Source organism: Yoonia vestfoldensis (genome assembly GCF_002158905.1).
Classification (GTDB): Bacteria; Pseudomonadota; Alphaproteobacteria; order Rhodobacterales; family Rhodobacteraceae; genus Yoonia; species Yoonia vestfoldensis_B.
In genome coordinates this window covers 1,386,507-1,399,659 of record NZ_CP021431.1, presented here as the reverse complement: position 1 = coordinate 1,399,659, position 13,153 = coordinate 1,386,507, and the positions used below count along the sequence as shown (strand labels likewise).

At 60.2% G+C, this 13,153-nt stretch carries 16 protein-coding genes; 14 read left to right on the top strand and 2 right to left on the bottom strand.

The genetic code is table 11. From position 1 onward, the window contains the following. Positions 1–29: 29 nt before the first annotated feature. The gene (locus LOKVESSMR4R_RS06860) at positions 30–1,094 is read right to left on the bottom strand and encodes a UDP-3-O-(3-hydroxymyristoyl)glucosamine N-acyltransferase (RefSeq protein WP_087212758.1); all 1,065 of its coding nucleotides are present in this window, start codon (positions 1,092–1,094) and stop codon (positions 30–32) included. Between the two features lie 268 nt (positions 1,095–1,362). Between LOKVESSMR4R_RS06860 and LOKVESSMR4R_RS06855 the strand changes: the two genes are divergently transcribed. The 11 genes from LOKVESSMR4R_RS06855 to LOKVESSMR4R_RS06805 all read left to right on the top strand — a co-directional run bounded on the left by LOKVESSMR4R_RS06855 (position 1,363) and on the right by LOKVESSMR4R_RS06805 (position 9,258). Further along, a complete protein-coding gene (locus LOKVESSMR4R_RS06855; protein ID WP_087206929.1) occupies positions 1,363–1,932 on the top strand; it encodes a YcbK family protein in 570 nt (189 codons plus the stop codon). 197 nt (positions 1,933–2,129) lie between these two features. After that, complete coding sequence (gene mbhE / locus LOKVESSMR4R_RS06850) at positions 2,130–4,388, top strand: hydrogen gas-evolving membrane-bound hydrogenase subunit E (protein WP_087206927.1); 2,259 nt, start codon at positions 2,130–2,132, stop codon at positions 4,386–4,388. After that, on the top strand, positions 4,385–4,804 hold the full coding sequence (locus LOKVESSMR4R_RS06845) for an MnhB domain-containing protein (RefSeq protein ID WP_087206925.1): 420 nt from the start codon (positions 4,385–4,387) through the stop codon (positions 4,802–4,804). The genes mbhE and LOKVESSMR4R_RS06845 overlap by 4 nt, the downstream gene beginning before the upstream one ends. Continuing rightward, positions 4,804–5,163 carry a Na+/H+ antiporter subunit C gene (locus LOKVESSMR4R_RS06840; protein ID WP_087206923.1) on the top strand — a complete coding sequence of 120 codons (360 nt, stop codon included), beginning with the start codon at positions 4,804–4,806 and terminating at the stop codon, positions 5,161–5,163. The genes LOKVESSMR4R_RS06845 and LOKVESSMR4R_RS06840 overlap by 1 nt, the downstream gene beginning before the upstream one ends. Then, the gene (locus LOKVESSMR4R_RS06835) at positions 5,160–6,686 is read left to right on the top strand and encodes a Na+/H+ antiporter subunit D (protein WP_087206921.1); all 1,527 of its coding nucleotides are present in this window, start codon (positions 5,160–5,162) and stop codon (positions 6,684–6,686) included. The genes LOKVESSMR4R_RS06840 and LOKVESSMR4R_RS06835 overlap by 4 nt, the downstream gene beginning before the upstream one ends. After that, the gene (locus tag LOKVESSMR4R_RS06830; RefSeq protein ID WP_087206919.1) at positions 6,683–7,159 is read left to right on the top strand and encodes a Na+/H+ antiporter subunit E; all 477 of its coding nucleotides are present in this window, start codon (positions 6,683–6,685) and stop codon (positions 7,157–7,159) included. The genes LOKVESSMR4R_RS06835 and LOKVESSMR4R_RS06830 overlap by 4 nt, the downstream gene beginning before the upstream one ends. Further along, positions 7,156–7,461 (top strand): cation:proton antiporter, encoded by a 306-nt coding sequence (locus LOKVESSMR4R_RS06825; RefSeq protein ID WP_087206917.1) that lies wholly within the window; start codon positions 7,156–7,158, stop codon positions 7,459–7,461. The genes LOKVESSMR4R_RS06830 and LOKVESSMR4R_RS06825 overlap by 4 nt, the downstream gene beginning before the upstream one ends. Continuing rightward, complete coding sequence (gene mnhG / locus LOKVESSMR4R_RS06820) at positions 7,454–7,753, top strand: monovalent cation/H(+) antiporter subunit G (RefSeq protein WP_237331925.1); 300 nt, start codon at positions 7,454–7,456, stop codon at positions 7,751–7,753. The genes LOKVESSMR4R_RS06825 and mnhG overlap by 8 nt, the downstream gene beginning before the upstream one ends. A gap of 131 nt (positions 7,754–7,884) precedes the next feature. Next, positions 7,885–8,070 (top strand): DUF3008 family protein, encoded by a 186-nt coding sequence (locus LOKVESSMR4R_RS06815; protein WP_087212755.1) that lies wholly within the window; start codon positions 7,885–7,887, stop codon positions 8,068–8,070. Positions 8,071–8,197: 127 nt separating this feature from the next. Further along, the gene (locus LOKVESSMR4R_RS06810) at positions 8,198–8,428 is read left to right on the top strand and encodes a hypothetical protein (protein WP_087206912.1); all 231 of its coding nucleotides are present in this window, start codon (positions 8,198–8,200) and stop codon (positions 8,426–8,428) included. Between the two features lie 92 nt (positions 8,429–8,520). Further along, positions 8,521–9,258 (top strand): PRC-barrel domain-containing protein, encoded by a 738-nt coding sequence (locus LOKVESSMR4R_RS06805; protein WP_087206911.1) that lies wholly within the window; start codon positions 8,521–8,523, stop codon positions 9,256–9,258. A 51-nt stretch (positions 9,259–9,309) separates the two neighbouring features. Here LOKVESSMR4R_RS06805 and LOKVESSMR4R_RS06800 read toward each other — a convergent pair whose 3' ends face one another. Continuing rightward, complete coding sequence (locus LOKVESSMR4R_RS06800; protein WP_087206909.1) at positions 9,310–10,116, bottom strand: glucose 1-dehydrogenase; 807 nt, start codon at positions 10,114–10,116, stop codon at positions 9,310–9,312. 595 nt (positions 10,117–10,711) lie between these two features. Between LOKVESSMR4R_RS06800 and LOKVESSMR4R_RS06790 the strand changes: the two genes are divergently transcribed. The 3 genes from LOKVESSMR4R_RS06790 (at position 10,712) to LOKVESSMR4R_RS06780 (ending at position 13,143) form a co-directional block, all read left to right on the top strand. Next, positions 10,712–11,563: a universal stress protein gene (locus tag LOKVESSMR4R_RS06790; RefSeq protein WP_087206905.1), complete on the top strand. Its 852-nt coding sequence runs from the start codon at positions 10,712–10,714 to the stop codon at positions 11,561–11,563. A gap of 85 nt (positions 11,564–11,648) precedes the next feature. Next, positions 11,649–12,620, top strand: a complete 972-nt coding sequence (locus tag LOKVESSMR4R_RS06785; protein WP_087206902.1) for a Bug family tripartite tricarboxylate transporter substrate binding protein — start codon at positions 11,649–11,651, stop codon at positions 12,618–12,620. A 19-nt stretch (positions 12,621–12,639) separates the two neighbouring features. Then, positions 12,640–13,143 carry a tripartite tricarboxylate transporter TctB family protein gene (locus tag LOKVESSMR4R_RS06780; RefSeq protein ID WP_087206900.1) on the top strand — a complete coding sequence of 168 codons (504 nt, stop codon included), beginning with the start codon at positions 12,640–12,642 and terminating at the stop codon, positions 13,141–13,143. Positions 13,144–13,153: the final 10 nt, after the last annotated feature.

The following is a 13,153-nucleotide window of genomic DNA, read 5'->3' as shown; positions in this document are numbered from 1 at the left end:
TAGGCATTGTCCGGCGGCAATGAAACAACTTATTGACGTGTGGCAAAATCGCGCAACAGCCGTGGCAGGCGGCGCAGCGCCTTGTAGCTGTCGATATGGGTCTGCATCTTGGTCGCGGGATAGCCCATCATGACGCGCCCCGCAGGCACATGCGACAATACCACCGACCCGCCGCCCAAGACCACGTCATCACCGATCTTCAGGTTATCCGCGATCCCCGCCTTGCCGCCCACGACCACGCGGTCGCCGATCACGCTGGACCCCGCCACGCCCGCCTGCGCACAGATCAGGCAATGCGCGCCCACGATCACATTATGCCCGATCTGCACAAGGTTATCGAGCTTGCTGCCCTGCCCGATGCGGGTCGCGCGGATCGTGCCTGCATCCACCGTGGACCCGGCGCCGATTTCGACATCATCGCCGATCACCACACCGCCCAGCGAATGAATCCGGTGCCATGTCGGATCAGCGGGGGCCTGCAAAGCGGCCGCGCCCAGCGTCTCGCGCGCGATCTCGACATTCGACGGCTCTGCGCTGACAAAGGAAAACCCGTCGCCGCCGATCACCACATTGGGTTGCAGGATCACCCTGTCGCCCAAGCGCACGCCCGCCTGCAGGCGCACACCGGCATTGATCTGGCAGTCAGCCCCGATCACCACACCGGGCGCGATGCTGACCTGATCCGCGATCCATGTCCCCGCCCCGATCACCGCCCCCGCACCGATGACGCAAAAGGCGCCGATACTGGCATCCGCCGCGACCATCGCCGTGGGATCGACCAGCGCTTGCGGGCTGATCCCCGTCGCCACGGCCTTGGGGTCGAGCAGTTGCGTCAGCCGCGCCATCGCCAGCCGCGCGCGCGGCGCGATGATCGCGGCCTGCAAGCCAAGCGCCTGCCAATCGGCATCGGGCCAGACAATCGCGGCCCGTGCCGCCCCGCTTTGCAAAGCCGGGCCATAGGCGGGCGTCATCGCCAGCGCCAGATCATCAGGACCGGCGGTGGCCGGTTCAGAGGCGCGCAGAACCTGTAGATCAAGATCGCCCCGCGCCTCGGCCTGCAACGCGGCCGCGATCGCACGAATGGAATGGGTCATCGCCACCTCCTGCCTGATGCCCGCCACCTGCGGACGCCACAGGATTGGCGGTTACCCAAAAGCCGGTCATCACGCAAGCGCGCTGGCATGCTGACAAAAATGTCACCTGCGCAAAATTTCGCCTATTTTCTTTTCGTTCATGGGAACCGGTTAAACAAGACTTGGTCCACGAATCAAAATGTGCCATATCTTTCGCACATCCTGGGGGCATGATGGCAGTCCGTGTTAAAACGGGCGTTAAATATAAGCGACGGGACAGGCGCGTATAATGATTGACAAAATGACTTCGGGGATGACCCGGCGTGGGTTGCTGACAGCTTTGGCTGCAACCGCCGTGACAGCCGCACCGACATTTTCCCAGGCGCAGGGCTTTTTGCGCGGGGCGGGCGATATCCGCAGAATTGCGATGTATAACGGGCGCACCGGCGAAACGCTTGACACGATCTATTGGATCGAAGGCGAATATATCGCCGAGGCCGTGCGCGAAATTAACCTGCATATGCGCGATTGGCGCACGGGCGAAGCGGTGCAGATGGACCTGCGCACGATCGACATCATGGCGGGGGCGCTGCGGCTGATGGAAACCAGCGAACCCTATCTGCTGTTGTCGGGCTACCGGTCACCGGCGACCAATGCGATGCTGGGGGCGCGGTCCTCTGGCGTGGCGCGCGATTCCCTGCATATGCGCGGTCAGGCGGCCGATCTGCGGCTGCGCAGCCGCAGCACCAGCCAGATGGCCAGCGCGGCCGCCGCCTTTAACGCCGGTGGGGTCGGGCGCTATGGCCGGTCGAATTTCGTCCATATGGATTGCGGCCCTGTGCGCACCTGGCGCGGCTGACAGCCCGCCACCGGCACAACAAAGCCGTGACATCGGCACGACAACAGGCAGGCCACCCCACGGGTGGCCTTTTTTGGTGCAATCACGCGAAAACCTGACCGATCCTGTCAATTTAGTGATGGAAAAGTCTTGTTTTCTCGGCGCTTGCCTTTATGTCCGGATCAATCGTTCAATTCCTTGATGACCGGGCAAATTAAGTGGCAAGTTCTTCTTCTCAGGGCTGGGTAACGCCCGCTGGTATCCTTCCTGTCATCATTGCAGGCGCTTTGTTTCTGGGGTTGCTGCAGGCCTTGCCTGCCATCGGCAACGGGGAAACCCTGCGCTATGTCTGGGATTGGGTGCCCAGCCTGGGCGTCACGATCAGTTTTGTCATCGACGGGCTTAGCCTGATGTTCGGGCTGCTGATCACCGGGATCGGCGCGCTGGTAATGCTTTATTCCGCCAAATACCTGGCCGGTCACAAGCAACAGGCGCGGTTTTCACTGCTGCTGACCAGTTTCATGCTGGCCATGCTGGGGGTCGTGATGGCCGACAACCTGCTGGCTTTGTTCGTTTTTTGGGAATTGACGACGATCACATCCTATCTGCTGATCGGCTTCAACCATGACAGCGCGAAATCGCGACGCTCTGCCTTGCAGGCGCTGTTGGTGACAGGTGTCGGGGGGCTGGCGCTGCTGGCGGCGGCGATCCTGATCGGCAATGTCGCAGGCACGTTCGAGCTGTCGGAAATCCGCGCCATGGATGATGTGCTGGTGCAAAGCGCGCTTTACCTGCCGATCCTGATCCTTGTGCTGCTGGCGGCCTTTACCAAATCGGCACAGATGCCGTTCCATTTCTGGCTGCCCAATGCGATGGCCGCCCCCACCCCTGTCAGCGCCTATCTGCATTCGGCCACGATGGTGAAGGCGGGGATCTATCTGATGGCGCGGATGCATCCCGGATTAAGCGGGACAGAGATCTGGCTATGGACATTGACCATCGCAGGGGCTGCGACCATGGTTTTCGCCTCGGTCATCGCCTTGCGCCAGACCGATCTGAAACAGGCGCTGGCCTATACCACCTTGATGGCGCTGGGCGCGCTGACGCTGCTGTTGGCCAATGACAGCGGCTATGCGATCACCGCGGCGGTGACCTTTTTGATGGTGCATTCCTTTTACAAGGCGGCGCTGTTTCTGGTCGTCGGCATCCTGGATCACCAGACCGGCACCCGCGAAACCACCAAGCTATTCGGCCTGGGCCGCGCCATGCCGGTAACCGCCCTGGCCGCAGCGCTTGCCGGATTGTCGATGGCGGGGATACCGCCTTTCCTGGGCTTCATGGCCAAGGAATTATCCTATGCGGGTGCTGTGCATATTGAATCCTCGCCGCTTTTGGTGGCGGGTTCATTTCTGGCCGCCAGCGCGCTGATGTTCGCCATCGCGGGGATCGTCGGGTTCCGGCCGTTTTTCAGCAAGGCCGGCACCCCGCTGCAAGGCATTACCGAGGCGAAATGGCCGATGCTGCTGGGCCCTGTGCTGCTGGCGCTGCTGGGGACATTCTTTGGCCTGTTTCCCGCGCTTCTTGCCACATATCTGGTCAATCCGACCGTCGCCGCCATCCTTGGCGTCCCCGGCCAGGCCAAGATTCTGCAACTTTGGGCCGGGTTCAACCTGCCCTTGTTGCTGAGCGTGCTGACCTTTGTGCTGGGCTATCTGATCTATGCTTTTGCCACGCCGCTGCGGGCATTTCTGACCCGTCTGGGCGACCGCAGCCCCAGCTTTGACAAAGGCTGGGACAGGCTGCTGGCCGGCGTGCTGGCGGGCGCGAAATGGCAGACCCGCGTGATCCAGACCGGCCAATTGCGGTTCTATACGATGGTCACTTTCATCACGACGCTGGTCGCACTGGCGGGCACGATGATCCTGCGCCCTGCCGTGATCCTGCCCCTTGATCTGAGCGCGATTGGCGTCACCGATTGGCTGGTCTTCGGCCTGGTCTTTGTGGGGACGGTGCTGACCATCGTCACCCAATCGCGGATCACCGCCATTGCCGGGCTTGGCACGGTGGGCATCGGGATCGCGCTGATCTTTGTGCTTTATTCCGCACCCGATGTGGCGATTACCCAATTGCTGGTCGAGACCCTGGTGGTCGTGCTTTTTGCCGCCGCCGCGCTGCGCCTGCCCGCTTTGGGGGCAGAGCCGCTGCGGACCCGCTGGCTGGATGCGCTGGTCGCAGGCGGGCTGGGCGTGACGGTGACGCTGATCCTGCTGATGGTCACCACCGGCCCGATCGACCGCAGCCTGACCGATTTCTTCGAGGCCTCAAGCTATCCTGACGCTTACGGCCAGAATATCGTGAACGTGATCCTCGTCGATTTCCGCGCGCTCGACACATTCGGCGAGATCGCCGTCGTGCTGGTCGCGGCGATCGGTATCTTTGCCCTGCTGCGCAGCAAGCCCGGAAAGGATGCGGCATGAAATCCATCATTCTGATCGCCGGTGCGCGGCTGCTGGTCGCGCTGATGACGGTTTTTGCAATCTATATGCTGCTGCGCGGCCATAACCAGCCGGGCGGCGGGTTTATCGGCGGCTTGCTGGCGGCTGTCGGCTTTGTGATCTATGCCATCGCCTGCGGCACCGAAGGCGCGCGCCAGGCGCTGCGGTTCCGGCCCACCGATATTGCCGCTGTCGGGCTGGGTGCGGCCCTGTTCGCGGGGGTCATGGCGGCCTTTTGGACGGATGCTTTCTTTACCGGTCAATGGCTGTTCATCAATGCCACACCCGATGACAAGGGGATCCCGCTCTCCTCGGTGCTGATTTTCGATCTGGGCGTGTTCCTTGTCGTCTTCGGCTCTGTCTTGTCGATTGTATTCGCCCTAGAGGAAGAGGTCTGATGGAACCGCTGCTGTCGATCCTGATCGGTATCCTGGTCGCCGCATCGGTCTATCTGATGCTGGCGCGCAACCTGATGCGGTTCCTGTTCGGGCTGATCTTGTTGTCCAATGCCGCCAATCTTGCCATTTTCGTATCGGGCCGGATGACCGCAGGCGCGCCGCCCCTGGTGCCCGACGGCATGGATGTCCCGCCAGAGGTCGTGGCCAATGCGCTGCCACAGGCGCTGGTCCTGACGGCGATTGTGATCGGCTTTGGCCTGTTTGCCTTTGCATTGATTTTGGCTGTGCGCGCTTATCGCAGCCTTGGCACCTTGAATACCGACGAAATGCGCGTCGCTGAACCGAAAGAACAGGGATGAGCTGGTATCTGTCGCTTCCTTTGATCCTGCCCTTTGCGACAGCGATCATCTGTTATTTGTTGCGCGACCGGCCTGCCGGTGCCTGGGTCTCTGTGCTGGGGTCCGGCCTTGGGCTGGTGGCCGCGATCATCTTGATGGCGCTGGTGCTGGAAAACGGCGTCGTGGCCGGGCAGATGGGCAGCTGGCCTGCGCCTTTCGGGATCACGCTGGTCGCCGATCTGCTGTCGGCGGTGATGGTGCTGATCACCGCGATCACGGCGCTGGCGGTGGCGATCTATGCGCTGAGCGATGTGGATGCGCGCCATGGGCAGCTGGGCTATCACGCGCTGTTCCAGGTGCTGATCGCGGGGGTGACCGGGGCCTTTCTGACGGGTGATTTGTTCAACCTTTATGTCTGGTTCGAGGTGATGCTGATCGCCTCTTTCGGTCTGCTGATCCTGAACGGCGACAAGGAACAGATCGACGGTGGCGTGAAATATGTCGCGCTGAACCTGATTTCGACGATCCTGTTTTTGACCGGGATCGGGCTGCTTTACGGGCAGACCGGCACGCTGAACTTTGCCGATCTGGCGGTCAAGGTGGATGATGTCGACAACAAGGCGCTGCTGACCATTATCGCGATGATGTTCATGGTGGCTTTCAGCGTCAAAGCGGCGGCCTTTCCGCTGTTTTTCTGGCTGCCCGCCGCCTATCACACGCCCAGCTTTTCGGTCTCGGCGGTCTTTGCGGGGCTTTTGACCAAGGTCGGGGTCTATGCGCTGATGCGGACCTTCACCTTGGTCTTTGACCATGACGTGGGCTATACTCATACGATCCTGCTTTGGGTGGCCTGTTTCACGATGGTGACAGGGGTTCTGGGGGCGGCGGCGCAATCGGATTTCCGCAAGATCCTGTCGTTTCATATCATCAGCCAGATCGGTTATATGATCCTTGGGCTGGCGATCTATACGCCTTTGGCCATCGTCGGCGCGGTGTTCTATCTGGTCCACCATATCATCGTCAAAGCAAACCTGTTCCTGATCGCAGGCATCAGCGAGCGGCTGACCGGCGGATCGGATGTGTTCAAGATCGGCGGCCTGTATCGCGCCAGCCCGTTTCTGGCGGTGCTGTTCCTGATCCCCGCCTTTTCGCTGGCCGGTTTCCCGCCGCTATCAGGGTTCTGGGCGAAATATATCATCGTCAAAGCCTCGCTTGACGAAGGCTTGTGGGTTGTCGCCTTCATCGCGCTGGCGGTGGGTCTGATGACGATCTATTCGATGACCAAGATCTGGGCCGAGGCATTCTGGAAAGACCATCCCAAGGGGATCGAGCCACGCCTGGCCACCCTGCCCGGCCGCCGCGCCTTGCTGGTTCCGGTGATCGGCTTGGCGCTGCTGACCATGGTGATCGGCCTGATGCCCGAACCTTTCGTGATCTTCGCGGAACGATCCGCCGCACAATTGCTGGATTCCACCGCCTATATCACGGCCGTTCTGGGCGCGGATGCCCTGCCCGCCGCGGCAGTTTCGGAGGTCGCACCATGAATATGTTCATCCTCAACATCGCGCTGGCGGTGATCTGGGCGGCGCTTTGGGGCAGCCCGACGCTGTTGATGCTGGGGGCCGGCTATGTGCTGGGCTTCCTGATCTTGTGGTTTGCTGCCCCGGTCTTTGGCCTGCATGACAGCTATTTCCTGCGGTCCTGGCGGATTTTGCGGCTGACCCTGTTTTTCATCTATGAACTTGTCATGTCCAGCATCCGCGTCGCATGGGATGTCATGACGCCCAATGATTACAGCACGCCCGCGATCCTGGATATGCCGCTGGATGTGACCTCGGATTTCGAAATCCTGCTGGTCACGAACCTGATCTCGCTGACACCCGGCACGCTCAGCCTTGATGTCTCTGACGACCGCAAGACCCTGACGTTTCATGCGATGTATGCCGAAGACCCGCAGGCCGTGATCGACGACCTGAAATCCGGTATGGAACGGCTGGTAAGAGAGGTATTTGAATGATGACGCCCGAAACAATCCTGAATGGCGCAATCTTGATATCCTTTGTGCTGATCGCGCTTTCGCTGGCCATCGCCTTTTTGCGCCTGACGCTGGGGCCGACGCTGGCCGACCGTGTTGTCGCACTCGATATGATGACCACGCTGATCATCGCGGTCTGCGGGGTTGTGGCGGTGCAAACAGCCGTCACAGCCTTTCTGGATGTGGCCATCGTGCTGGCGCTGGTCGGGTTTCTGGCCACCGTAGCGCTGGCCCGCTATGCCGAACGCCGCGACCCAAACAACAAGGCCCATGCAGATGATTGAGATCCTGATCGCTGTGCTGCTGCTGATCGGCAGCTTTTTCGCGCTGGTGGCCGCCATCGGCATTTTCCGCCTGCCCGATGTCTTGATGCGGATGCATGCCTCGACCAAGGCGGGCACTTTGGGCAGTAGCCTGATCCTGATCGGGGCGGCGGTCTATTTCGGCGAAGGCGTGACCACGACCCGCGTCGTCGCAACGATCCTGTTCTTGATGCTGACCGCCCCCATCGCCGCCCATATGCTGGGCCGGGCGGCGGCGCGCAATTACAAAAAAGATACCAAGAATACCGGTTAACCCCCCGGATTATCACGGCTTTTTACCTTTTGCGCATCGCTACATGGGCGGGCCTGTCTGCCCCTGCGGAACCCTTGGCGTGCGCTGGTGTTGTTCCTGCATTGCCAGTAGCAGCGATGAAAGGGATCCCGATGCCAGCCAAATCCAAAGCCCAGCAAAAGGCCGCAGGGGCCGCGCTTTCTGCCAAACGCGCAGAAACGAACGTCAGCGATCTGGTCGGCGCCGCGCGCGAGATGTATGAGACCATGACCGAACAGGAATTGGCCGAAATCGCCGCGACCGACCACGACGATCTGCCCGACAAGGCAGGCGACTGATCACCCCTGCCCGCCGCCTTTGGTCACAAAACCAGATCAGCGCATCGCCGTGCCGGCCCTGATCCGGGCAGGAACCAATCCACCATGACCCGGGTTTTATCATCATTGACCCATCAGAAAGGAGATCATGATGGCTATTGATGTCTTGGGATTCTGGTTCTTGATCATTCTGTTGATGATCGCGGTTTTCGCCTGGCCAAGTTGGCCACATACCCGCGAGCGCCGGTTTTATCGCCGCGATAACCGCTGGCGCTATGGCCCCAGCCTGGGGGCCGCGCTGGGGGCGGCGCTGATCATCTTGCTGGTCTGGCTTGGCCTGCTGGTGCTGTGGTGGCCTTGGTATTCGCCCGCAATGTGACCCCCCGCAGGCTGCGTGACGCGGAACATTCAGCGCGCGCTGGTGTTGGTCCAGTGACGGTGCCACGGCACCCGAAGCGAAAGGAGAAGAGTATGAAACGCTTAACCACAGGTGCAGCAAGCACCATCGCCCTTGTTATCGCCACGCAATCTGTCGCCCAGAACCAAGAGGTGCAGCTGCTGTCGGACTGGCGCTATGATGCGCTTTATACGGCGGGCTGGAGCGTCGATAACATGTTCGACAGGACCGAGATCATCGACGCCAATGGCGACGAAATTGGCGATATCGAAAATATCATCTTCAGCAATGATGGCCATGTGCTTGGCATTATCGCGCAGGTTGGTGGATTTTGGGACATTGGCGATACCCATGTGCATATCCCTTGGGACGTCGTCACCTTGCAGGACGGGATTGCGCAAATGATCATCCCGGTCACCCAGGACACGATTGATGAGTATGACGTCTTTGGCGATGGCTGGTTTGACGACCAGGTCATCAGCGCCGCCGATACCGCCGTCACACAGGCGGTGAATGACGATCTTGTCGCCGGGGCGGGGATTTTCAAAGCGACCGATCTGATCGGTGATTACGTCTATCTGTCCGATGGCGCGCGCTATGGCTATGTCGCGGATATCATCGTGCAGGACGGGGCGATCTCGGCCATGGTGACGGATGCGGGGGCGTCGGGGCGCAGCGGCTTTTATGCCTATCCCTATGCCTATCGCGCCGATATGTATGGGCCGCGCTATGAATTGCCCTATGAAACCAATGACGTCGACACGATCGAGGCCTTTGATTACACGCAATTGCAATCGCGTGTGACCGATTAAACCTGTCGCATGGTGCCGCCCAGACGCGGCGCCATGCCATCCCGCCCGGCGCTAGCCGCTGTCGCGAAATGACGGATAAAGCGTCATGCCCCCATCGACAAATAATGTCGTCCCCACCACACAATCCGACAGATCCGATGCCAGCCAAAGGGTTGCCTTGGCGATATCCTCGGGCAGGCCGATGCGGCCATAGGGGATCAGTTTCAGCAGCTCTTTCTTATTGGCCGGATCGTCCCAGGCGTCGCGGTTGATCGCGGTCTTGATCGCGCCGGGGGCGATGGCATTGACGCGGATCTTTTCGCAGGCAAGCTCTTGCGCCATGGATTCCATCATCATCTTCATACCGCCCTTGGCCGCGGCGTAATTCACCCGCCCCGCCCAGGGAATGACCTGATGGACCGAGCTGGTAAAGATGATCTTGCCGCGCGCCACAGCGCTTTCCGGGTCATGGGTTTGGCGGCGAAAGCGGCGCACGGCCTCTTGCGCGCAAAGGAAATGGCCGGTCAGGTTGACGTCGATCACCTTTTGCCATGCGTCAAGGCGCAGTTCGGTCAAAGGCGCATCGCGCTGGATGCCGGCATTCGCGACCAGAACATCGACCCCGCCGAAATGCTGCTCTGCCGCGGCAAAAAGCGCGGCACAGCCTTGGGCAGAGGCGATATCGGCCTGGACCGCCTGCGCCAGACCGCCTTGATCCTTGATCTGCGCGACGATGCGCTGCGCCGCTGCAGCATCTTTATGGTAATTGACGATCACCTTCGCCCCTTCGGCACCAAAGCCGCGCGCAATCGCGGCACCGATGCCAGAACTGGCGCCGGTGACAATCGCGCGGGTGTTTTCAAGCTGTAACCGCTGCATGCTGGCCCTTTCTGCTATGGCCGGGGTCACGACGGGGGGCCTGTCATATGACCCGCGCGCTATCGACCGGCTGGCCATCGGGTTTCGTCATAGACCACCAGCCCCCGCGCCCGCCGATGCGGGCGAAGGCGATGGGCGATCTTTTGGTCCGTCTTTGTGCAAGGCCCAACAGGCGGTGGGGCGATAAGTTCCTGCAAAGCGCGCACAGGCCAGAGAGGCCACCGATTGCCAGCCCCTCCGCAAGCCTTTGGGTCAGCCTTTGGGCCAGCCTTTGGGTCAGCCTTTGGGTCAGGGCGACAGATCCCGCGAATCCCCCCGATTGACGTTGCGGCAGCTGCCAGCGCTGGATGCCGCGCCTTCACATTGGCGCGTTATTTCGAGGTATACAGTCGGATACCACAATTTTTATATTTTCCAACGCCTTAATAAATATCACTAAATCGTTAACGTAAAATTATTACGCGAATTTATCACTTGACGAAACATTCCTGCGCACAACTTTCTTTCGTGTCACCTGTCGATGCACCCTTTGGCAGGGTCCTCGTCAGGAAATGTCACGAAACCGCAGCGGACCACGAAGCAGGGAAATCGCAGGATGTTGAAATCAATTTTGGTCCCGGTGCGCGGCGATGGCATGGTGGCCACCGTGCTGGCCCATGCGGCCGAGCTGGCCAAGCAGCATGATGCGCAGGTCAATGTCGTGCATTGCCGGGTCCAGCCCAAGGATCTTTTGCCGCAAGGTGTGCCGCTGAACGATTTTGCCCGCAAAGTGATGCTGGAACAGGCGGTCGAGCTGGCCAACCGGCAAGAGGATCATCTGCGCGGCATCCTGCACCGTCTGGCGCGCGATTTCGGCCTTGGCGAAGCGGGCGACACAGCGGGCATGGCCACCTGCACCTTTACCGAAGAACCCGGGCGCATGGCCGATGTGGTCCGCCATGCAGGCCGCCTGTCCGATCTGATCGTGCTGCCCAAACCGCAGCGCGAAAACAATCTCGGGCCAACCTCGCTTAAATCGGCGCTTTATGGGGCCGGGCGTCCGGTGCTGATCTGTCCGGGACAATTGCAGCCCGATGCGACCTTTGCCCAGCATGTGGCGGTGGGCTGGAACGGATCGCTGCCAGCGGCGCGGGCTGTCGCCTCTTCCTTGGATATCGTGCATGCGGCCAAGCGCGTCAGCATTCTGACGGGCGGCAAATTGCAACCACATGGCCCCACGGCCGAGGAATTGGCCATCTATTATGCCCTGCGCGGGATCAGCGCCGAGATCGTCCCCTTTGACGGCAAGGACCCTGCGACCGCGCTTTTGGCCACCTGCGACAGCATCGGGGCCAGCCTGTTGGTGACGGGGGCCTATAGCCACAGCCACGAGACCGAAATGCTGTTCGGCGGCAATACGCAGCGCATCGTGGATATGACCGAGATGCCGGTCCTGATGGCGCATTGACGCCCCTTGCACAGAAATTTGGACGGCCGCGCAGACCGCGGAAAGATCAGCCGGGACAACCGGATATTTCAGGGAGGAACCAACCATGACACTCACCAAGAGACTTTTGCTGGCCTTCGCAGCCAGCACCACCATCGCCACCTTGCCGATGGCGGCTTTTGCCGAAGACTGGCAGCCCAAACGCCCGATTGATTTCACCATCATGGCCGGTGCCGGCGGCGGCGCAGATCAGATCGCGCGTTTCATTCAATCCGTGGTCGAGGAAAACAGCCTGACCAACCGGCCCTTGATCCCGACCAACCGGGGCGGCGGTTCGGGGGCTGAATCCTTGCTGCATCTCAAGGATGCGCGCGATCCCGATCACACGCTGATGGTCACCCTGAATTCATTCTATACCACGCCGATCCGTCAAGAAGCCCTTGGCGTCGATATCGAGACCTTTACCCCCATCGTCATGATGGGCGTCGATCCTTTCGTGCTGTGGGTTCATAAGGATTCGGGCATCACCAGCTTTGATGATTTCATCGCCAAAGTGCGCGAAATGGACGGCGAATATGTCATGGGCGGCACCGGCACCGGCCAGGAAGATTCAATCGTGATCGCCTATCTGGCCAGCGCCTATGATCTCAAGATCAAATATATCCCCTATGATGGCGGTGGGGCCGTGGCCAAGGATCTGGCAGGTCAGCAGATCATGGCCACCGTGAACAACCCATCCGAGGCCAAGGGTTTTTACGAATCTGGCGATTTCGTGCCGCTGCTGTCCTTCTCGGATGACCGGATGGAGGCCTATCCCGATGTCCCGACGCTCAAGGAAATGGGTCATGATTTTTCCTATTTCAACCAGCGCGCCGTCGTCGGTGCGCCGGGCATGTCGGATGAAGCCGCCGCCTATTACCGCAGCGTTTTCAACACGGTTTACGACAGCGAAAAATGGCAGGGCTATCTGGTTTCCGAAAGCCTGTCGCCGCTGGTCATGACTGAGGCCGAGACCCGCGCCTATTGGACAACCCAGGTCCAGAACCATCGCAGGCTTTTGTCTGAAATGAACAATTAAGCCAGAAAAGAGGGCAATCATGCGCCAAGGTGAGATATCTCTTGTTGGGCTGCTTGCCCTCTTTTCGCTCTATCTGATGTGGAAGAGCACCGAACTGCCTATCGGCTATCTGCGCGGACAGGGGCCGGGTGGCGGGTTCTGGCCTTTCTGGCTGGCGCTGGGAATGCTGCTCAGCTGTCTTGCCAGCGCATGGAAATGGTGGCGCGCGCAATCGCCTGCCTCGCAGTCGGATGAACCATTCATGGATGCATTCGGCTGGCGCACGCTGCTTTATGTCGGGGGCAGCATTGTGGGTTTTGTCGCATTGATCGGAATCGTGTCGATGTATGGCGCGGTGGCGCTGTTTCTTTTGTATTACCTGCGTTTCCTTGGCCGGCATTCATGGCTTTTGACTTTGGCGATCTCGCTTTTGCTGCCCATCGGGCTGTTCGTCTTTTTCGAGGCCGTGATGCTGATTTCCATGCCCCAGGGGATGGCGTTTACCCAGCCTGTTTTCGACCTGATGTACGACATCATCTACTGAAATCCCCCAG

What these genes read in the sequence shown, in the direction of transcription:
- LOKVESSMR4R_RS06860 (WP_087212758.1), bottom strand. Translation starts at nt 1,094, where the DNA reads ATGACCCATTCCATTCGTGCGATCGCGGCCGCGTTGCAGGCCGAGGCG.
- LOKVESSMR4R_RS06855 (WP_087206929.1), top strand. Translation starts at nt 1,363, where the DNA reads ATGATTGACAAAATGACTTCGGGGATGACCCGGCGTGGGTTGCTGACA.
- LOKVESSMR4R_RS06845 (WP_087206925.1), top strand. Translation starts at nt 4,385, where the DNA reads ATGAAATCCATCATTCTGATCGCCGGTGCGCGGCTGCTGGTCGCGCTG.
- LOKVESSMR4R_RS06840 (WP_087206923.1), top strand. Translation starts at nt 4,804, where the DNA reads ATGGAACCGCTGCTGTCGATCCTGATCGGTATCCTGGTCGCCGCATCG.
- LOKVESSMR4R_RS06835 (WP_087206921.1), top strand. Translation starts at nt 5,160, where the DNA reads ATGAGCTGGTATCTGTCGCTTCCTTTGATCCTGCCCTTTGCGACAGCG.
- LOKVESSMR4R_RS06830 (WP_087206919.1), top strand. Translation starts at nt 6,683, where the DNA reads ATGAATATGTTCATCCTCAACATCGCGCTGGCGGTGATCTGGGCGGCG.
- LOKVESSMR4R_RS06825 (WP_087206917.1), top strand. Translation starts at nt 7,156, where the DNA reads ATGATGACGCCCGAAACAATCCTGAATGGCGCAATCTTGATATCCTTT.
- mnhG (WP_237331925.1), top strand. Translation starts at nt 7,454, where the DNA reads ATGATTGAGATCCTGATCGCTGTGCTGCTGCTGATCGGCAGCTTTTTC.
- LOKVESSMR4R_RS06815 (WP_087212755.1), top strand. Translation starts at nt 7,885, where the DNA reads ATGCCAGCCAAATCCAAAGCCCAGCAAAAGGCCGCAGGGGCCGCGCTT.
- LOKVESSMR4R_RS06810 (WP_087206912.1), top strand. Translation starts at nt 8,198, where the DNA reads ATGATGGCTATTGATGTCTTGGGATTCTGGTTCTTGATCATTCTGTTG.
- LOKVESSMR4R_RS06805 (WP_087206911.1), top strand. Translation starts at nt 8,521, where the DNA reads ATGAAACGCTTAACCACAGGTGCAGCAAGCACCATCGCCCTTGTTATC.
- LOKVESSMR4R_RS06800 (WP_087206909.1), bottom strand. Translation starts at nt 10,116, where the DNA reads ATGCAGCGGTTACAGCTTGAAAACACCCGCGCGATTGTCACCGGCGCC.
- LOKVESSMR4R_RS06790 (WP_087206905.1), top strand. Translation starts at nt 10,712, where the DNA reads ATGTTGAAATCAATTTTGGTCCCGGTGCGCGGCGATGGCATGGTGGCC.
- LOKVESSMR4R_RS06785 (WP_087206902.1), top strand. Translation starts at nt 11,649, where the DNA reads ATGACACTCACCAAGAGACTTTTGCTGGCCTTCGCAGCCAGCACCACC.
- LOKVESSMR4R_RS06780 (WP_087206900.1), top strand. Translation starts at nt 12,640, where the DNA reads ATGCGCCAAGGTGAGATATCTCTTGTTGGGCTGCTTGCCCTCTTTTCG.